General features: G+C 61.4%; 16 protein-coding genes and 2 pseudogenes. 12 read left to right on the forward strand and 6 right to left on the reverse strand.

The genetic code is table 11. The features are described from left to right. Nucleotides 1-30: 30 nt before the first annotated feature. Nucleotides 31-1,428, reverse strand: coding sequence for an MmgE/PrpD family protein (locus tag AC57B1_RS00525; RefSeq protein WP_046565339.1), 1,398 nt, complete (start codon nucleotides 1,426-1,428; stop codon nucleotides 31-33). A gap of 289 nt (nucleotides 1,429-1,717) precedes the next feature. Here AC57B1_RS00525 and AC57B1_RS00530 point away from each other — a divergent pair, with 289 nt between their 5' ends. The 12 genes and pseudogenes from AC57B1_RS00530 (at nucleotide 1,718) to AC57B1_RS00585 (ending at nucleotide 13,622) form a co-directional block, all read left to right on the forward strand. Continuing rightward, nucleotides 1,718-2,782: a CapA family protein gene (locus tag AC57B1_RS00530; RefSeq protein ID WP_052719583.1), complete on the forward strand. Its 1,065-nt coding sequence runs from the start codon at nucleotides 1,718-1,720 to the stop codon at nucleotides 2,780-2,782. Nucleotides 2,783-2,794: 12 nt separating this feature from the next. Further along, on the forward strand, nucleotides 2,795-4,138 hold the full coding sequence (locus AC57B1_RS00535) for an MmgE/PrpD family protein (RefSeq protein WP_046565340.1): 1,344 nt from the start codon (nucleotides 2,795-2,797) through the stop codon (nucleotides 4,136-4,138). 38 nt (nucleotides 4,139-4,176) lie between these two features. Then, nucleotides 4,177-5,901, forward strand: coding sequence for an FAD-dependent monooxygenase (locus AC57B1_RS00540; protein ID WP_082094234.1), 1,725 nt, complete (start codon nucleotides 4,177-4,179; stop codon nucleotides 5,899-5,901). A gap of 210 nt (nucleotides 5,902-6,111) precedes the next feature. Continuing rightward, nucleotides 6,112-7,551, forward strand: a complete 1,440-nt coding sequence (locus tag AC57B1_RS00545) for an MFS transporter (RefSeq protein ID WP_046565342.1) — start codon at nucleotides 6,112-6,114, stop codon at nucleotides 7,549-7,551. Between the two features lie 130 nt (nucleotides 7,552-7,681). Continuing rightward, nucleotides 7,682-7,945: pseudogene (locus AC57B1_RS00550) on the forward strand (dimethylsulfonioproprionate lyase family protein); the annotation flags it as partial. 229 nt (nucleotides 7,946-8,174) lie between these two features. Further along, nucleotides 8,175-8,468, forward strand: coding sequence for a response regulator (locus tag AC57B1_RS00555; RefSeq protein ID WP_496416260.1), 294 nt, complete (start codon nucleotides 8,175-8,177; stop codon nucleotides 8,466-8,468). A gap of 729 nt (nucleotides 8,469-9,197) precedes the next feature. Further along, a complete protein-coding gene (gene istA, locus AC57B1_RS00560) occupies nucleotides 9,198-10,700 on the forward strand; it encodes an IS21 family transposase (protein ID WP_496416261.1) in 1,503 nt (500 codons plus the stop codon). Continuing rightward, nucleotides 10,687-11,454, forward strand: a complete 768-nt coding sequence (gene istB, locus AC57B1_RS00565) for an IS21-like element helper ATPase IstB (protein WP_496416262.1) — start codon at nucleotides 10,687-10,689, stop codon at nucleotides 11,452-11,454. The genes istA and istB overlap by 14 nt, the downstream gene beginning before the upstream one ends. Further along, entirely contained in the window at nucleotides 11,451-11,669 is a 219-nt protein-coding gene (locus AC57B1_RS00570) for a hypothetical protein (RefSeq protein ID WP_496416263.1), read from the forward strand. The genes istB and AC57B1_RS00570 overlap by 4 nt, the downstream gene beginning before the upstream one ends. Before the next feature lie 96 nt (nucleotides 11,670-11,765). Then, a pseudogene (locus AC57B1_RS00575) lies at nucleotides 11,766-11,957 on the forward strand (response regulator); the annotation flags it as partial. Nucleotides 11,958-12,387: 430 nt separating this feature from the next. Next, nucleotides 12,388-13,239: a LysR substrate-binding domain-containing protein gene (locus AC57B1_RS00580; RefSeq protein ID WP_046565346.1), complete on the forward strand. Its 852-nt coding sequence runs from the start codon at nucleotides 12,388-12,390 to the stop codon at nucleotides 13,237-13,239. Nucleotides 13,240-13,373: 134 nt separating this feature from the next. Continuing rightward, complete coding sequence (locus AC57B1_RS00585; RefSeq protein WP_046565348.1) at nucleotides 13,374-13,622, forward strand: DUF4148 domain-containing protein; 249 nt, start codon at nucleotides 13,374-13,376, stop codon at nucleotides 13,620-13,622. A gap of 340 nt (nucleotides 13,623-13,962) precedes the next feature. On the opposite strand, the gene AC57B1_RS00590 is transcribed toward AC57B1_RS00585, so the two are convergent. The 5 genes from AC57B1_RS00590 to AC57B1_RS00610 form a co-directional block, all read right to left on the reverse strand. Beyond that, nucleotides 13,963-14,145 carry a hypothetical protein gene (locus AC57B1_RS00590; protein WP_496416264.1) on the reverse strand — a complete coding sequence of 61 codons (183 nt, stop codon included), beginning with the start codon at nucleotides 14,143-14,145 and terminating at the stop codon, nucleotides 13,963-13,965. A 52-nt stretch (nucleotides 14,146-14,197) separates the two neighbouring features. Next, nucleotides 14,198-15,640, reverse strand: coding sequence for an MFS transporter (locus AC57B1_RS00595; RefSeq protein ID WP_046565353.1), 1,443 nt, complete (start codon nucleotides 15,638-15,640; stop codon nucleotides 14,198-14,200). Between the two features lie 328 nt (nucleotides 15,641-15,968). Beyond that, nucleotides 15,969-17,288 (reverse strand): substrate-binding domain-containing protein, encoded by a 1,320-nt coding sequence (locus AC57B1_RS00600; RefSeq protein ID WP_496416265.1) that lies wholly within the window; start codon nucleotides 17,286-17,288, stop codon nucleotides 15,969-15,971. Between the two features lie 119 nt (nucleotides 17,289-17,407). After that, nucleotides 17,408-18,598, reverse strand: a complete 1,191-nt coding sequence (gene prpF, locus AC57B1_RS00605) for a 2-methylaconitate cis-trans isomerase PrpF (RefSeq protein ID WP_046565355.1) — start codon at nucleotides 18,596-18,598, stop codon at nucleotides 17,408-17,410. A 39-nt stretch (nucleotides 18,599-18,637) separates the two neighbouring features. Further along, nucleotides 18,638-19,525, reverse strand: coding sequence for a VOC family protein (locus AC57B1_RS00610; protein WP_046565357.1), 888 nt, complete (start codon nucleotides 19,523-19,525; stop codon nucleotides 18,638-18,640). Between the last annotated feature and the right edge of the window lie 247 nt (nucleotides 19,526-19,772).

Here is a 19,772-nt window from a genome sequence, read left to right on the forward strand (position 1 = left end):
TGGCATGGTGTGGCCGAAAGCTACGGGCACTTACCTGGCCGCGAGCAGATCCGGCAGCTCGGCCACGCTGGCCTGTTGATCGACGTTCAGAATGAACTCTACGAGACGCTTTGCCTGCTCTTCCGGGATCGCCTGCTTCGAAAGCTTCATGAACTTGGCGATGACTTCTTCTTCGCTCGCGAAGTCCTTTTCGTTGCCCCGGCCCGCTTCGACCGTGCGCTTGAGAGTCGTGCCGTCCTTGAGCAAGACTTCGACATGCACCATATGACGGGACTTCGAACCGCGCGCCGTGATGTCCGCGTCGTGGCGCACTTCGACCTTTTCGGCAATACGCATACGATCGGGGTCGGCCACCTTGTCTTCGGTGAACTGCGCAACGAAAACGTCGCCATCGAGAAGCAGCGTCGCAACGCAGTACGGCAGGTTGAGCTGCGCCGACGTCAGGCCTTGCGGCACGTATTTCCAGCCGACGTGATCCATCGTGACTTGCGAACCGCGCACGATGACCTTCTCGACGTCTTCCGCATCGAACGGACGTTCCGCCTGCATCAGCCGGATTGCATCGAGCGTCGTGTGGTTGCTGGCCACGCACGAATAGAACTTCAGTGCGATGCCCATCGTTTGCCACACCTGGCCGAGGCCCGCGGTCAATTGTTCCTTGTCGAAACGATCGGTCGAGCGGGAGAGCGTCGTGCAGAAGCCGCCATATTCGCTTTCGAGAACGTTGATGATCCCGGTAAAGCCCTTCGCGGCAAACAACGCGCCGTAGAGACCGCTTTGCGAAGCACGACCGGCGTGCATCCGCTTGACCATCGCACCGTACTGGGCCGCCATCAGGCCGGATGCCTGGGTACCGGCGATGCCGAGTGCGTGGACGGTCTGCTCGGCGCTCAGACCGAGCGCACGGGCGGCGCCTGAAGCGGACGAGAACACGCCGACGGTCGCACCCGAGTGCCAGCCTTGGGCGATGTGCTCCGGACCCATACAAATGCCAACGCGCGGGCCGATTTCGTAACCGGCGACAGCGGCAGCCAGGAAGTCACGGCCGGTAATGCCGCGCTTGCCTTCGGCGACCGCGATCAATGCGGGCAGAACGACGGCACCCACGTGCAACACGCCCTGGCGATGCACGTCGTCCAATTCGAAGCCTTGCACTTGCGAACCGTTGACAAGAGCAGCATGCGGTGCCGACAACCGCTGATTCGTACCCCATACGCGACTTCCCTTCGATGTATCGACGGCCGCCAGACTCTCTTGAAGAATGCGGCTCCACGGCAGCGACGCAGCATAGAGTGCGCAACCCGCGGAATCCAGAATCAGGAGCTTGATTCGCCGGATGACTTCCTGGGGAATCTGCTCATACTGAAGCGAAGAGACGAATTCTGCGATTCGGCGCGTTTGCGGATTGTCGTGGGTGGTATCGGTCATTCTAGTATCGAATCCTTGAAGTGCGCTGGAGCACGGGGCTATTGAAACTGAGACCGTGACATCGTGCCAGCAACGCTTGCGCAAAGCGATTGAGTAATGCGGTACCCACACTAAAACACCTTGTTAATGTCCTCATGAACCGGCGTCCTGCCGATGGCCGGTCCTCGCGCCCATCGTTAACCAAAGCGTGTACCGCAAGCTCGCTATTCGTCAATCGACATCTCGTAGCCGCGAAGGGCATCATGCGACGGTCACTTTTCCCATAGCTCAATGAATCGGATATCCGGACATGGCCGTAAAAATTCTATTGACTGGCGACATCAATCTCATGAATGTCGCCGATCCCTCGGTTCCCTTTCGTCAGGTCACTGCAGATCTCAAGGCAGCCGATTTCGTTTTCAGCAATCTCGAATGCTGCCTGTACGCGCCCGATCACGGCGTAGCCGTCGACCTCAATCGTACCAATGAAGGTTTCTTCGCGGACCCGGCAGCCGGTGTGGCTCTGCGCGACGGCGGTATCCAGGCTGTGGGTATCGCGAACAACGTCAACTACGGCGCCACAGCGATACTCTCCTCGATCGACAACCTCGCAAAACTCGGCATCCCTCGCACAGGTGCGGGCCGGAATGCCGATGACGCATGCGCGCCTGTGATCGTCGAACGTAACGGCCAACGCATTGGTGTCATTCAACGCACTGCCGTCTATTGGCCGACGAACCACGAAGCCTCGGCGGTGACGCCCGGCGTCGCGGCCCTGAAAGGTCATACGTCTTATCAGATCGCCTTCCATCGTCTTGGACCGGATCAACCGACGCCCAATCGCCCCGGAGTGCCTCCGGTCATCCATACGTATGTCGATCCGAAATATCTACAAATCCTCAAAGACCAGGTCGCCGAGCTGCGCAAGCAAGTCGATATCGCGATCGTTTCGCTTCACTGGGGTCTGGACAAGGAAATCCTCGAATACATGACCGAATTGGCTCATGTATCGATCGATGCGGGTGCCGATCTCGTGATTGGCCACGGGCCTCACTATTCGCTACCGGTGGAAATCTACCAGGAACGGCCGATTTTCTACGGGCTCGGAAGTTTTTCGTTCCACACGGGCCACGCCGGCAAGAGGCATGGCGATTGGGTCGGCATGATGGCCAATTTCACCGTCGATAAAAAAGCCGGTCCGCGTACGAGTTTCCGGTTTGTTCGCCATAACGACGACAACGAAACCTACCTGTGCGATCCGAAGGCTGAAACGGAAGTCCTCGAAGAATTGCGCGCCCGAAGCGCAAAGCTTGGCGCAGGCCTCGAAATCGAAGGTCAGGACGTCATTCTTACTCGCCTGACCCAAGTATCCTGAACTGGAATCGCCATGGCACTCACCGCTTCACAGACATTGGCGTCTTTCGCGGTCGACTTTCGTGATCGACCGATTCGCGATCATGTACTGACCTACGCGAAATACTGTCTGATCGATACCGTCGCCGCCGCCACCTATGGGGCGGAATTCCCGTGGAGCAAGGCCGTGATGGCATACGCTGCACGCTATGGCGTTGGCGGCACGAGCACGGTGCTTGGAAACGCCTCGATGCGTGTGCATGCTCCCATGGCTGCATTGGCCAACGGCGCACTGGCGCACGCGTTCGAAATGGACGGCATTCGCGAGCCGAGCGCCGGCGTTCATGCGGGTGCCACGATTGCGCCCGCAGCGTTAGCCGTTGGCGAAGAATCCGAGGCGGACGGTCTTTCGGTCTTGAAGGCGTTCATCCTGGGTACGGAAGTCGCATCGCGCATTGGTGTGGCCAGCCATCACAGCCCCGAGAAGATCGGTTTCCACGCACCTGGCATGACCGGTCCCTTCGGTTCAGCGATTGCCGCCGGTCTGTTGATGGGACTCGATGCCGAAGGACTCACCAACGCGTTGGGCATCGCGGGCTCGCTGACCTCCGGCCTGATGACGTTCAGCAAGGCCAGGCACGGTTCGATGGTCAAACGTCTGCATCCGGGTCGTGCTGCAGAATCCGGTGTCCTCGCTGCACGTCTGGCCGCTTCCGGGTTCGAAGGGCCCGAGAGTATTCTCGATGGAAAGTTCGGATTTCTCGACGCCTACTGCCGCGACCTACCGCAGGAAATGAGTGCATTGACCGCCGATCTGGGCGAGGATTGGGAAACGTTGCGTACGGGTCTTAAGCGATACGCCTGTCACGCGAATGCCCAGACCGCGACTCAGTCGGCGTGCGATCTTCAAGGACGGCACAAATTCGATCCGCGCGAAGTTCATCACATCACCATCGAAGGCAATGAACGCCTGATCGGGCGGCATGACAATACGGAACCGCTCGATATCATGCAGGGGCAGTACAGCGTGCCCTTCTGTGTCGCACTGGCGCTGTATCGCGATCCGAACGATCCGCGGTCGTTCAGCAGCGAATCAGTCAATGATCAGGAAATCCGTGCGCTGGCCCGTAAGGTCCGGGTCACGACCATGCCGACCAAATCGGTTCGCCATACGCGCATGACGGTCCAGCTTCTCGACGGATCCGTATTGATCAACGATTGCGCAGAATACAAGGGCATGCCGACCAATCCCGTCTCGCTCGACGATATCACGATCAAGTTCAAGAACCTGACGCGCTCACTCGGTGAACGACGTTCGGATGTTCTGTTCGACCGTCTGGTCACACTGGAAAGACAGGATCGCCTGCCGTTCGGGTGAGTCACGACTCTTTCCGAAAGGAATAAAGGAGCTCATTGATGAGGATTTCCGAAACATCCAGGAAGCGTGATGTGCAAGTACTCATTGTCGGCGCCGGGCCGGTCGGCCTGACGCTGGCAATCGATCTGGGACAACGCGGCATACACGTTCTGATCGTCGAGAAGCAGCTTCGCGCCTCCGGGCTGCCGAAGATGGAACGCTGCCATCCGCGAACCATGGAGATATGCTCCCGGCTCGGGATTGCCGATCGTGTGAGGGCCATCGGCTATCGCCCCGATGACCCCCTCGATGCGTTCTTCGTCAAAACGCTCGCAGAGCCTCCGATCGCCAGCATCCCCCGGCCTTCTGTCAATCAGGTACGTCGGCAAACGGCCATGGCGAACGATGGCTCGGCGGCGGCCGAGCCCTACCAGATCGTGTCGCAATACGCGATCGAACCACTGCTGAGGGAAGTCGCCGAATCGACGCCCGGCGTTCGCGTTGCATTCGGTTGCGAGCTGATATCCTTCACCGAAGGCGAGAACGCCGTTACGGCTGAACTGCGCCACGCGTCAGGCGAACAGGAAATCGTCCCGGCAACCTATATGGTCGGCACGGATGGGGGTGCCAGTACGGTTCGTCAAGCACTCGGCATTGAACTCCGGGGCGAGCCCAACGTTCATCGCTTCATTCAAGCGCAGTTCCGCTGCGAAGGACTCTTCGAACGCATTCCGAAGGGCGCCCACTACTATCGCGCCGATGGCCGATGGGGTTTTCTCATCACGCAGGGCGACTGCACGCAATTCACGCTCCACGCAGAAGCCGAGGACGTGAGTGAGATGCCTAGGCTTTTCGAGGAGCTGGTTGGATTCCCCGTCAAATACGAAATGCTTTATGCCGGCCCCTGGACGATGCGTCTTATGTTGGCCGAGCGTTACGCTTCCCGTCGAACTTTCCTTGCCGGCGATTCCGCACATCTGGTAACGCCGATCGGCGGCCTTGGCATGAACACGGGCATTGGCGATGCTATCGACATCAGCTGGAAATTGGCCGCCGTGCTGAAGGGATGGGGCGGAAAGCATCTTCTCGAAACCTATGAAGCTGAGCGTCGCCCAATCGGCTGGCGCAATGTGAAGACTTCAGAACGCGGTTATGTGGTCCGGCGTGGCTGGAGCGAACACTGCCGCGAAGTGCTTTCCAACGGAGCCATCTCCCCGGAGGATTATCAGGCCTTGGGCGAATACTGGAAGGCCGAGCATCGCAAAGGCAGTTTGAATCTGCTTGGCATCTCACAGGGCTACCGATACCTCAATTCGACGATTCTTTGGCAAGATCCGGTGGACGACGAATCGGACCAGGCCGAATTCGGCTACGTGCCGACGACACTGCCGGGCGCCCGCATTCCCAATATTCGCCTGAACGACGGCCGCGCCTTGCAGAATCTGATTCAGGGTGACTTCACGCTGTTGTGCCGCAAAACCCCGACGGCGGGGCCGGATGCGTTTGCCAAGGCTTTCGGTGACCGTGGCGCGACGTTCTCGGTACTCGAGTTGGGTGATGCCATGGACAACGTCGCCGTCTATGACCGCGATTTCTATCTGATTCGGCCGGACTTGCACATCTGCTGGCGTGGCGACGAGATGCCGGGTTTCACGACTGCGCTCGTTGAAAAGGTCTGTGGCGACAATGCATTCGAACCCGAACGCAGCGGCCGATTCGAGATCACGCTCGGAGACGACGCCAGAACGCGCGCGGCGACGGCGACTATGTCCTTCATAGACTGACACGGCCTCCCTATCACCGCCGAAACGGGATCGATACATTAAGAAAGCCCGCAGTTTCGTGGGCTTTTTTTAATTAGTCTTTCACCCGAGCCGCAACCTAAGATCGACGAGACCCGTCGTGGAGAGGCCGACCGGACCGGCGCCGTCCATGCACGCATCTGGCGAGACGCATCGCTGCAGTTTTCACTACATTGGATTACCAGGACGTATATGAGTGCCGTCACGTCAGATTCGATCGGGAGCAAAATACAATTAATTCCGATGATCATCGCCATACCGATGTTCCTTCAGGCGGTCGACACCTCGGTATTAGGCACGGCACTGCCCTCGATGGCCATATCTCTGCGCACGGAGATTCTCCACCTCAACATGGCCGTCACCTCCTACCTGTTGAGCCTGGCCGTTTTCCTGCCCGCCAGCGGGTGGATGGCGGATCGATGGGGCGCCCGGCGTATGTTCTGTTGGGCGATCGGCATCTTTTCTCTGGCCAGCGCCTTGTGCGGACTGGCAACGTCGCTCGAGCAGATCGTCGCGTTCCGGATCTTGCAAGGCCTGGGTGGCGCCATGATGATGCCCGTGGGACGTTTGATTCTCCTTCGAAGTGTCCCTCCGGCCCAGATGGTCGCGGCCATGGCCTGGTTCACGATTCCCGGCGCTGCTGGCCGCGTCTCAGGACCGCTGATCGGCGGCATCCTCGCCACCTTCACCTCCTGGCGATGGATTTTCTATCTCAACATCCCGTTTGGCTTATTGGGTATTTTTCTGTCGCTCAAATATGTTCCGCCAATCAAGGAAGATGTCGAAGAAAGATTCGACATATCGGGGTTCCTGTTGATGGGCTTGTCCCTGGCCGGAATCATATGCGGCCTCGAAACGGTCGGCCGAAATTTCGTTTCCGTATCCGTTACATGGGCAATGATTGGCGTGGGCTTTCTTTCGTTCACGGCTTATGTGATACACAACCGCCGCGATGCAACCAATGCGATTATTCCGCTCGGCATCTTCAAGATCAAAACGTTTTCCCTAATGACGTTGGGCGGTATGCCGGTCCGGATCGCGGTAGGCTCGACGCCGATTCTGATTCCGTTGTGGATGCAGATTGGATGTGGAATGTCACCGGTCGAGTCGGGATTGATGGGTGCCGGGCTTTCGGTTGGGTTGTTCGGCGTCCGGATGGTGATGGAACGATCTGCCAAGGCGATTGGATTCCGCTCGATCATGCTGACTTCAACCGTGCTGATGGCGGCCATGTTTGCCGGTTACGGCCTGTTCACGGGGCAGACGTCGCATTGGATCACGTTCGTCATCTTCTGCATCAGCGGCATATTTCAGTCCATGACGATGATCTCGATCAATACGCTCACGTTTACGGACGTTCCCAAGCATTTCTCCAGCAAGGCCACGGCGCTCTCGACCATGCTGCAACAAGTGTCGATGAGTTTCGGCGTGGCCTTCGCGTCACTGTGCATGACGTTCACGGCACGGTTTCACGGCCACTCGCCGCAGCATCTGGCGACCGCCGACTTCCCGCCTACCTTCTTCATCATGGGTGCATTCACGCTCGTCGCGTTGCTTTCTTTTAGGCGCCTTGATCGCAGGAAGGGCAGAGAATTCGCACAATCGACGCACGAGCCGCAGATCGAAGAATAATCCTATGCAAAGGAAAGCCCGTGCGATGCGGGCGGAATAGGCCAGAAAATGCGCTGCGGTGAAGATTGCCAAAAATCCAATCTCCCGATCGAGCGCAACGTGACGAAGCGCCCCGAACACGTCGAGACGCATGATTTGCGGACCAGGCGGCACCGAAAGCCGGCATGACGTGCAGTTGGGTTTTTCCGTCATGGCGCCCCATGTTCGGTACCCGGCCCATAGTCATCCTCCCGAAGACGCGTACATGCTTTTTACGGCCGGCGAGTTCCGTCAGAGAGGCGGGGACTGGTTTGACCCCGGCATCGGCGGCGGCATACATAATCCGCCGGGAAGCCCGCATGCAATGAGGTCCGGGGCAGCCCCCTTCCTCGCTGTCTGGTGTCTCCTGATTTGAGCGACGCAGGCCGTTCGGCGATGTATTCAACTCCCACGCAGACAAGTACAATTTTCCGATACTCCGTCGCTACTCAACGGCATACCGCATAGCACCTCCTTTTCTTACCTCCCTCACGACCGCAGACTCGTCCAGCCCGAGACTGACAGCGCAGAACGATCGCCAATCGTGAACTTTGCCCCGCATCCGCCAGACGAATGAGAAATGGTGGACATCGAGCATTCGTTGTATGGCAAGCGTACTGTTGGTAGACGATGATGCGGAGGTGCTGGCAGCGAGGAGGGCCATTTGCGCCGCTGACGGCTTTGAGGTGCGGAGCGCAAGCAACGGCCAGTCCGCGCTCGACTCATTTATCGAATCTCCGGTCGACGTGGTGGTCGCCGACTGGCGCATGCCCGAAATGTCGGGCAGCGAACTCTGTCACCGTTTGCGCGCCCTTGTGAACGGCGGTCAGAATCCGACACCAGATGGCGGCGTCGATCAGAAACGGGAAGCGGGTCTGATGTTCGGAGCTGCTTCGTGATGACTAGTGCGGGCCCCGATGGGCGGTACCGGGTGCGTCGGAAGGAGCCCGAAGGGCGAGTGCAGGCGCACCCGGCGCGGCTCGCTTCAGGAAGGGGTGACGCAGGAGTCTGGATGCGGTAGAAGAAGGTTTACCTACCGCCGAAGAAACAGGCCCGACACCGGCACAAACCGCCAAGTTCACTCCGGTGTCGAGCCCAACACGCGCACGACAGGGTACGGGTGCCCGCCAAGTATGGCACCCCCCGTCAGCCCTGTCGATATCGCATCGGCATTGACGGGGATTGCCGATGCCGGCCACAGGCCGCCTCTTTGTGTGCGCCCGCTGCCGGGCGCAGGTCTTCGTTTGCCGCCGTTGCGACCGCGGCCAGATTTACTGCGACGGCGACTGCTCGATGGCCTCACGTCAGGCCAGCATGCGCGTGGCCGGCCAGCGCTATCAGCGCAGTCGCCACGGCCGCTTTGCACATGCCGAACGAATGCGCCGCTATCGTAGTCGCCAGAATAAAGTGACGCATCAGGGTTCCGCCGTGCCTGCCGCCGATGCTCTACTGGCACCGACTTCGACGACGTCGGCGGCCAGAGTGGCGGTACCCGCCACCGCCCCGTTTGTGCCTGAGCATTGCCACTTCTGCCACCGCGTCTGTTCGGGCTTCGTGCGCCTCGGGCCACTGCGCCGTCGGGTCTTCCGTGATGTTCGTACTGTTACTCACTGCACAGGACACGACCCATGACCATCGGAGTTGAACTCGAAGCGCAGATCCTGCGCTACTACCATGTCGAGAAGTGGCGCTGCGGCACCATCGCGCGCCAGTTACACGTACACCGCGGCACCGTCCAGCGCGTACTGGCGCAGGCCGGACTGCCCAGAGTCGGCGCGGTGCTGCGGCCCTCGCAGATCGATGCCTACCTGCCGTTCATCCATGAGACGCTGAAGAAGTTTCCGTCACTCACAGCCAGCCGTCTGTATGCGATGGTCTATGAGCGTGGCTACCGGGGCAGTCATCATCACTTCAGGCACCTGGTCTCGCTCCATCGTCCGCGTCCGGCGGCCGAGGCGTACCTACGACTTCGCACCTTGCCTGGAGAAGAAGGCCAATGTGACTGGGCGCACTTCGATCATCTCCAGATCGGACGTGCGCGCCGGCCACTGATGGCCTTCGTGATGGTGCTATCGTGGTCCAGGCAGATCTATCTGCGCTTCTTCCTCGATGCGCGCATGGACAGCTTTCTGGCCGGTCACGCCGGTGCCTGGGCGGCATGGTCCGGGTTGCCACGTATCGTCCTGTACGACAATCTTAAAAGTGCAGTGCTCGAACGTCAGGGCGACGCGATCCGCTTCAACCCGACGCTGCTCGCGTTCGCCGCGCATCATCGTTACGAACCCCGTCCTGTGGCCGTGTGCAGGGGGAACGAGAAGGGTCGTGTCGAAAGAGCAATCAGGTTTGTACGCGAGAACTTCTTTGCCGCGCGCAAATTCGCTGACCTCGACGACCTTAATGCTCAGGCCGCACTCTGGTGCGCGGGTTCCGCCGCCGATCGTCCCTGCCGGGAAGAGCCCACGATCACCGTGCGCGAAGCCTTCGCCCGTGAACAGCCCAGCCTGCTCGCCTTGCCAGAGAATCCGTACCCGTGCGAACTGCAGCTGGCCGTGAAGGTTGGCAAGCAGCCGTACGTGCGTTTCGACCTGAACGACTACACGATCCCGCATACGCACGTGCGGCGCATGCTCACGGTGCGGGCCGATCCGCACCAGGTGCGCATTCTCGATGGTGCCGATCTGCTCGCCACCCATGTGCGCAGTTACGACCGCGGCGCACAGATCGAGATTGCCGCGCACATCGACGCCCTCGTCGAGCACAAACGCGAAGCCCGTCACCATCGCGGCCTCGACCATCTGGCCCGCGCGGCGCCGGCCAGCCAGGCGTTGATGCTGCGCGCCGCTGAACTCGGCGGCAATCTCGGCAACATCACAGCCAATCTGCTGCGCCTGCTGGACCGCTATGGCGCCGCCGAACTGCAGGCGGCCATCGAGGAGACCCTCGCCAGTGGCGCGGCGCCTCATCCGAATCCGGTCCGTCTGGCACTGGAGCGCCGGCGCGAGGCGCGCAAGCTGCCTCCGCCGCTGGCCGTCCCAATGCCCGAACACGTGCGCAAGAAGGACACGCTGGTAACACCCCACCGCCTCGACATTTACGACCAGATCGCGGGAGACACCGATGAGCGCGCCTGACGATCTGCAAAACCGCGCGCACGCGTTGCGCCTGTACGGACTGCTCGCACATTGGCCCGATGTGGTAGCCCAGCCGTGGCTCGCGCCATTGCTGCAATGGGAAGAGGACGAGCGCGGACGCCGTTCTCTGGAGCGACGTATCCGCGAAGCCCATCTGGGCAACTTCAAACCGCTGTGCGACTTCGACTGGGCCTGGCCCCGGCGGTGCGATCGCGCTGTCGTCGAAGAGTTGATGTCGCTTGAGTTCGTCAAGGACACTGCGAACGTCGTGCTGATCGGTCCGAACGGCGTCGGCAAATCGACACTGGCGCTTAATCTCGCCTATCAGGCAATCGTACATGGCCACACGGCCTTGTTCACTACCGCCGGCCAGATGCTCGGCGAACTGGCCGCGCTCGACAGCGATTCGGCCTTGCGCCGCCGGCTGAACCGCTATGCCTCACCCGACGTCCTGGTGGTCGATGAAGTCGGCTACCTCTCGTACTCGAACCGCCACGCTGATCTGCTGTTCGAACTCGTCAGCCGGAGGTACGGGGTCGCGTCGACAGTGGTGACGACAAACAGACCATTTGGAGAATGGCATGAGGTGTTTCCCAACGCCGCCTGCGTCGTCTCGCTTGTTGACCGACTGGTGCATCGCGCCGAGGTCGTCGTGATCGAGGGCGAGTCCTACCGTGTGAAGGAGGCGCGTGAACGTGCTGAGCAACGCACGAAGAAACGTAGCGCAGCTAAAGCCGAAAAGAAGACGTCATGACGCGCAGTCACCTACCTTCCGGAACCACGCAAGGGCTGGACTTCCTGATCTCAGACAACTGGTCGGCCGACCAGGCACTTGCCGTCGTTGAACTCCTCGACGATCTACGCGAGCGTATCGCCGCGCACTACCAGATTCCGCTCAATGAACTGCTGCACGAACAGCGCGCGCCTCCCGACAATCCTCACCCTCGCGACATCGACGATCCATTCTGATGACCATCGCCCAACAACAGCGGGCCATAACCGCCCCTGTTGTTGACGCTTTTACTCAACCTTGCGCCGCCGTTTAGTGCCGGGTTTGCACCGCCGCTAACAGCCCTCCCCGGTCTGGCCGATGTTGCTTTTATCCTGATCTCAGGAGAGCCGACCCCACCCGCCTTCGTCAGCTACGACGGATTTCTTCGCAAGCCCGTAGACGCGAAGGTGCTGCTCGCCACGATGCACCGTCTACTGGTGGAGCACGTGACGCACCGGGAAATCCGGAGTGGCAACGTAGGCTAGTCGAAGGCCCGGTTCGTGCGAAATGCCGCTGCAGGTAAAGTATCGCGACCGTTCGAGCGAGGGCCGTCGAGCCTGGCATGAGCAGTCTCCACGTCTGTCGGCATCGCGTGAGTCGCGGCAAAATCCGGACCTCACGACGATGGATCACACGCCCGCTTTGCGCACGAACCCTCCACTCGACGCGACCTGCTAACGCCACCAATCAGCAGCAACGCAGCGCCGCGGCCTAATCACGCTGCTCCCCAAAGTCATCCGCACAATCAATTCCCCGGGGCGGCGATCCGACCACACTCAATTTGCAAAAGACACAGCATCCGGCGCAAATGCATTAGCATGCTTAATGCATCCAACCGGCACGCGACGATCGTTACGACGCACGTTGAAGTCAGACTGACCGGTTCAAATCAATCAATATGCGGAGACCGCGCCGATGAGCGTTGTAAATCTCGACCTGGATTTGTTGCGTACTTTCGTTGCCATCGTCGAACGGGAATCTTTCGGCGCGGCTGCGGACTCCGTCCATCGCACTCAATCCGCTGTCACCCAACAGATGCAACGCCTCGAGTCGCAGTTGGACAAGCCGCTGTTCCTGAAGCGCGGACGGGAAAAGCGGCTCACGGAACATGGACTGAAATTGCTCGAATATTCGCGCCGCCTGCTCGCCCTCAATGACGAAGCGTGTTCCGCGATCGCCGGCGCGACCTTGACGGGCGAAGTGAGATTGGGCGCGCCCGCTGACGTTGCAGACTCCATGTTGCCGAACCTGTTGCAACGGTTCTCGAAGGCTTTCCCGAGTCTGCGCATGACCATCGACACCGGACGCACGGCTTTTCTGATTCAGGCCATGAAGCGAGGCGAGATAGACATGACGATCTCGGCGCGCGCGCATCCGGAGTTCCGGCACGTGACGCTGCGCACCTCCCCAACCGTCTGGATCTGCGCGGCCGACTACCACTACGACCGGCATCAACCGCTCGAACTCATCACATCGGATGAGCCGAGCCTGTTCCGTACGATGGCGCTCGATCATCTCGAGCGCTCCGGCGTCTCCTGGCGCATCAGGTACGTCGCGCCGACGCTGCCGGGCATACGAGCGGCACTGCGCGCGGGGCTCGGCGTGACCGCGCGCTCGGTCGAGGTGATGGGCCCGGATTTCCGCGTGCTCGGCGAAACCGATGGACTGCCACGGCTTCCCGATGTCACCTACAACCTCTATCTCGGCTCGTCACCCAACCCGGCCGCGCGTCGGTTATTCGATTCTCTGGGCGCGGTACGAATTTAGACGCCGCGCCCCTGCAACCGCGTAGCGTAGTCGTTCCACGGATACCGACGGGCACTGACAATGCGGGAAAGCCCTATAATCGTTGAGCAGCGCCAGTATCTCCGCCCATCCCTTACGATCCAGTTGGGGCAACTATGAAATCATCCACCCTGGCGACTTTGGTCGCACTTACGATCGGCACATCGGCCGCCTCGCATGCTCAGACGAATCAACCCAGCACGCGTGCACAGGTCCGCGCCGAACTCGTCGCGCTGGAGAAGTACGGCTACCAGCCCAATCGCGACGATTACCCGAAAACGCTGCTACGCGCGCAGCGACTGCTCTCCGAAAACCGCGACTCCAAACCGGGCTCTAACCCGGCTTCTAGCGGAACCACGCAATAGAACGAAACGGCTGGCACTTCGGTCGTCATGGCGCGTATACGCCACTGGGATCGGGTGAGTCCTAACCCAACCCCGTTTCCGCTGAACAGACCAGCAATAGCGGCAGCAGCCAATCTCCGGGCAGCGCACTCAGAGGAGATCGCCTTTTTCCGCTCGTCCAGGCTGCTTTCGCATCACGCGAGCCTGGGTTGCTAGCGCGTATGCCGGCAAAACTGCTCGACATCACAAGCGGCTCTTCAGCGTTCACGATGCGTGGAGCCGGCGCATCGATCGATAACAACGCGACCGGACCACCCTGTTCAAAGTCTGCGTCAGCTCTGCGGATATGGCTGGAGCGATGTCATTCGACTGGCTCCCCGGTGACTTCTTCCAGTGTCTTCTGCCGCGAATCGACCTTGATGGTCAGCACCAGAATCACCGCGGCAATCACGAGTGGCATCGTGAAGTAGTAGATGATCTGATGGATCATCGTGCCCAGCGTGAGCAGCCAGCCCAGCACGAATGGCCCCGCGATCGAGCCCACCCGCGCGCACGCCACCACCAGCCCCGANTCGACGTAGCGGCGACGCGGCTCGCTAGCCCGTGACTTCTTCCAGTGTCTTCTGCCGCGAATCGACCTTGATGGTCAGCACCAGAATCACCGCGGCAATCACGAGTGGCATCGTGAAGTAGTAGATGATCTGATGGATCATCGTGCCCAGCGTGAGCAGCCAGCCCAGCACGAATGGCCCCGCGATCGAGCCCACCCGCGCGCACGCCACCACCAGCCCCGAGGCGAGCGAGCGCACCCGTGTCGGAAACAACTCGCTGCTCAGCGTATAGAAGATCGGCACCACGCCACCGGAGAAGAACTGGTAACCCACGTTACACGCCACGATGATCTCGATCGGCAGCTTGTATTCGAACGACAGACCGAAGCCGAAGAAGCACAGTGCGCTCAGGCCCGAGAGCAGCAGCATCGCCCACTTGCGCGGCATGCGGTCCTGCAGCCACATGCCGAAGATCTGACCGAGCGGCGTGGTTGCCAGCACGATCATCGTGAAGGTGAAGCTGCGCGTGAGCGTGAAGCCCTGGCGGATGAAGATCGACGGCAGCCACGTCCCGAAGCCCACCACCTGGATGTTGTTGGCCAGCTGGAACAGCCCCAGCACCGCGATGACCAGCGCCGAGAAACGCAGCACGGAGAACTGCTCGCGAAGCCGCGGACGGGCCGTGACCTTCGCCTCGCCATGCGACGCCGGCGGCACCAGTTCGAGCGTGGCGAAGCCCGCGCGATCGGCGATCCGTCGCACCACCCGGCCCGCCTCTTCGACCCGGCCCTGCTGCAACAGGAAGCGCACCGACTCCGGCATGAAGCGGCGCACGTAGATGATCATCAGCGCTGGGCTCACGCCGACCCAGAACAGCGCTCGCCAGCCCAGTCGCGGCACGATCAGCGTGGCCACCACCGCGCAGACGAACCAGCCGGCCGAGTAACCGATCGCGCCCGAGCCGATGAAGATGTGCCGCAGCCGTTTCGGCGAATACTCCGCGAGCAGCGAGAACGCCACCGGAAACTCCGCGGCAATGCCCATCCCCGTGATGAAACGCGCGATCAGCAGGACCTTGTAGTCCGGTGCGATCGCACTGAGAAAAGTACCGAACGCATAAGCGAACAGCGCCAGTTGGAAGATCGGCCGGCGCCCGATCCGGTCGGCAAGCGGCGCGAACAGCAGCGCGCCGAGCAGCAGGCCGAAGTTGGTCACCGAGCCGATCGCGCCGGCCTGGGTCGCGCTGATGTGGAATTCCTTGATGATCAGCGGCAGCGCGAACGAGGTCGACTGGAAGTCGAACCCGTCGAGCACCTGCGCGACGATGCAGCCCAGCAGCAGCATCCATAGAAAACCGTTCATCGGGCACTGATCGAGGAAGTCCGTATAGCTCATCTTCCCCGCACCCGCTAGCGGCACCGCCGCTGCCTGCGCTGCCTGCGCGGAGGCATCCGTGAAGTCCCTCCGGCCTTGCACCAGCTCTGCCATCTCTGTCTCCTTCCGGTTTTCGTCACATGNAGTCGAACCCGTCGAGCACCTGCGCGACGATGCAGCCCAGCAGCAGCATCCATAGAAAACCGTTCATCGGGCACTGATCGAGGAAGTCCGTATAGCTCATCTTCCCCGCACCCGCTAGCGGCACCGCCGCTGCCTGCGCTGCCTGCGCGGAGGCATCCGTCAAGTCGCTCCGACCTTGCACCAGCTCTGCCATCTCTGTCTCCTTCCGGTCCGCGTCGTGCGGACGTGATGCAACGGATTACTGTTGTTCCGTTGTTTATTTATGTGTTGCGGCGGCCGGTTGCCCGCCGTATGAGACTTACCTTGCCGCCTGACCCGAGCGCGACTCGAAGCTCGACGCCGGCCGTTGAACCGGCATCGCCGCGCCCGTGTCCATCACGGCGGCAAGCACGGGCTGCACCGTCTGTGCACCGCTGCCGAGCGGCTCGAGTCCGCTTTCGACGATCGCATCGGCCGATGCCGCCGATTCGAGATAGCGGATCACGCAACGCGCGAGCCCCTCGTTGCGGCTCCAGGCCGGAATGCCGACCGCGACCCGCGTGGCCAGTTGAAGATCGGCGGGAAGAGGTGTGATATGAGCGATGCCCGCAACAGGCCGCAACTCACTGACCTGCTGAAAGGCGAGATCGGCTTCGCCGCGAGCGACAATCGCGCCGGTACGCTCACCACCGCCCACGAAGCGGCTCTTCGGCAGACACTGCTCGGCGATTCCGAGCTTCTGATAGAGCTGCGTCGTGAGGTATCTGCCGCTCGCACTCGCCGAGTAAGCGATCGTGCGGGCCGCGAGAAACGTACGTCTCAACGCTTCGGCGCAACTGACGTCGGGCGCCGGCGCGCCGTCTCGCACGGCCACAGCGACCGTGGACTGGGCAATCAGTCTGCTGCTGTCGGACAGCACGTATCCGGCATCCAGAAACTGTTGCATGTTCGGCTCGGCAACGATCACGAGATCGACGGGTTCGAAGCGTTCGAGCCGGTTGGGAATCGACTCCGCGCCGGTGCCGATCGAGGTCGTGACGGTCACGACTTTCTTGCCCGTCAGCGCTTCGAGCGCCGGCACCAGTGCCAGGTATGCTGCGGTGAACACGCCCGAGGTCATGACACGGAACGTGTCTGCGTCGTCGGTTTCGGAGGACTGCGCCGCTGCCGATCTTGCAGCCGGTGCAGCCAGCGAAGGCGTGCGGACGTCGATCAGTTCGGTCTGCGCGTCCTCGGCTTCGACCAGTGCCCAGACCCGGCGAAACGGCCCGCGCGTCTTGATCAGCTCGGTTCCCGCGGACACCGCCGTTTCATCGTCGATCCACACCGGTGCGCCGAGCGTCGCGCTGACGCATGCACGATGCGCGTTCTCTTCGAACAGAAACGCGCTCGCCACCGCTTCTTCGACGCTTGCGCCCGNCGGCAGCGCGAACGAGGTCGACTGGAAGTCGAACCCGTCGAGCACCTGCGCGACGATGCAGCCCAGCAGCAGCATCCATAGAAAACCGTTCATCGGGCACTGATCGAGGAAGTCCGTATAGCTCATCTTCCCCGCACCCGCTAGCGGCACCGCCGCTGCCTGCGCTGCCTGCGCGGAGGCATCCGTGAAGTCCCTCCGGCCTTGCACCAGCTCTGCCATCTCTGTCTCCTTCCGGTTTTCGTCACATGTCGTGCGCCCGGATTGTCTTGATGTAGGTCATTCAAACTACTTCGCGCTAGCGACGCCCTCCTGCGTCGCGCGGCTGACGCGCTCGCGCTTTAATAGCCGTCGTCCGGCACACGCACGAAGCCTTCCATCAGGATGCGCGCACTGCGACTCATGACGGCCTTCGTCACCGTCCATTGCCCATCTGCTTCCTGCGCCACCGCGCCGACCCGCAGCGTGCCCGAGGGATGCCCGAAGCGGACCGCCTCGCGCGCACCGCCACCCGCGGCCAGATTGACGAGCGTGCCTGGTATCGCCGCGGCGGTCGCGATCGCGACCGAGGCGGTACCCATCATCGCGTGATGCAGCTTGCCCATCGAGATCGCGCGCACCAGCAGATCGACGTCGCTGGCGCGGACCGGCTTGCCGCTCGACGCCGTGTAGTCGGCCGGCGGCGCAACAAAAGCAATCTTCGGTGTGTGCTGGCGCTGCTTGGCTTCCTCTGGATCACGAATCAATCCCATCCGCAATGCACCGGCCACGCGGATCGATTCGAAGGTCGCGAGGCGCCTGGGGTCGCCATTGAGCGCCTCCTGCAACTCGGTCCCAGTCAGACCGAGTGCGCACGCGTCGACGAAGATGGCCGGAATACCCGAGTTGATCATCGAGGCCTTCAACGTACCCACACCGGGCACCTGCAATTCATCGACGACGTTGCCGGTGGGCAGCATCGCTCCGCCCTCCTCTCCCTCGTCGGCCGGCTCCATGAACTCCAGCACGATTTCAGCGGCGGGGAAGGTCACCCCGTCGAGTTCGAAATCACCGGTTTCCTGCACTTCGCCGTTCGTCACGGGCACGTGCGCGATGATCGTTTTGCCGATGTTGGCTTGCCAGATTCGCACGACGCACACGCCGTTATCCGGAATCCGACGCGGGTCGACCAGGCCCGCATGCATCGCGAACGCGCCGACCGCGGCCGACAGATTGCCGCAGTTGCCCGACCAGTCCACGAAGGCCGGATCGATCGATACCTGACCGAACAGATAGTCGACGTCGTGCTCCGGCCGCCTGCTTCGGGCCAGGATCACGCATTTGCTCGTGCTGGAGCTGGCGCCGCCCATGCCATCGATCTGCTTGCCGTACGGATCCGGACTGCCGACGACGCGCATCATCAGACGGTCGCGCGCGTCGCCGGGTTGCTGACACGAGGCCGGCAGATCATCGAGGCGGAAAAAAACGCCTTTGCTGGTGCCACCACGCATATAGGTGGCAGGGATACTGATTTGGGGTGCTTGAGGACGCATGCGAGTTCTATGACGAGATGAGGTGAGCGCGCGGGCCGATCAACGGGCTGTCAACGGCTGAAAAGGAAAAGTCGCGCTCGACGCCGACATCGCATCCATGTCGCGACTGAAAATGCCCCACTGGTCGTTCCGCCCATTCGGGAATTTCCAGAACTCCGGCGTACCGGTCACGTAGCTGTCGTCCACGCGCTGGATTTCGGCGGTGTACTCGATGCACGCACCGAACGGGCCGACGAAGTACGCAAAGACGTTGTCGCCCGGACCATGCCGCCCGGGGCCCCACACCGTGCCCCAACCCGCGTCCTTCAGACGCCCCATGCCGCGCAGCACCGCATCGGTATCCTGCATCTCGAACGCCACGTGGTTGAGCGTGGGCTGTTTCGAGTCGGCATACGCGATCACGTGATGCAGCTCGTCGCAACGCAGAAAGCTCATGAAGCCCGTGCGATCGCTGAGCCGGAATCCGAAAACATCGGTCAGCACGCGCGACGCGGCTTCACGATCCGACGTGTTGAAAACGACGTGGGCGATGCGCAAGGGGTGCGCACGGTCGGTCGGCAACGCCGGCGGAGCCGGCTCGGCTTCCACGACGAAGCGGTACGGCTCGCCTTCGAGACCCGACACGTAAAAGCCGCTGCCTTGACCCGGTTCGTCGAAACGGTCGATCCACTCGCTGTGCCGCAAGCCCGCTTCGCGCACGCGCCGATAGACGCCGTCGAGTTCCTCGCGGCTGCCTGTCAGCGTCGCGGACAACAACGCACGTTCGGGGCCTTTGGTAATCGCGACCGAATAGTGTTGCGCGGCGCTACAACGCAGCCACGTGGTCGAGCCGCGCGTAGCCACTTCGGTCATGCCCCAGGGCTCGGTGAGAAAATCGACTGCTGCGCCGCGATCCGGCATCTGAAATTCAATACTGCGCAAATGCATGCTGCGTCTCCGGATGTCTTAAGGAGGAGTCTGGCGTCCAAGCGTCGCCACTGCGCCTGTCGGGCATCGCCCGTTATGTGTCAAGCCCGGCCGGTTTCGCCAACGTTGGCTGAGTGCTGTTCGTCTTCGGCTTCGACCAGTGCCCAGACCCGGCGAAACGGCCCGCGCGTCTTGATCAGCTCGGTTCCCGCGGACACCGCCGTTTCATCGTCGATCCACACCGGTGCGCCGAGCGTCGCGCTGACGC

It is taken from the genome of Paraburkholderia sp. BGA-UO-ETr-F21 (assembly GCF_059567925.1).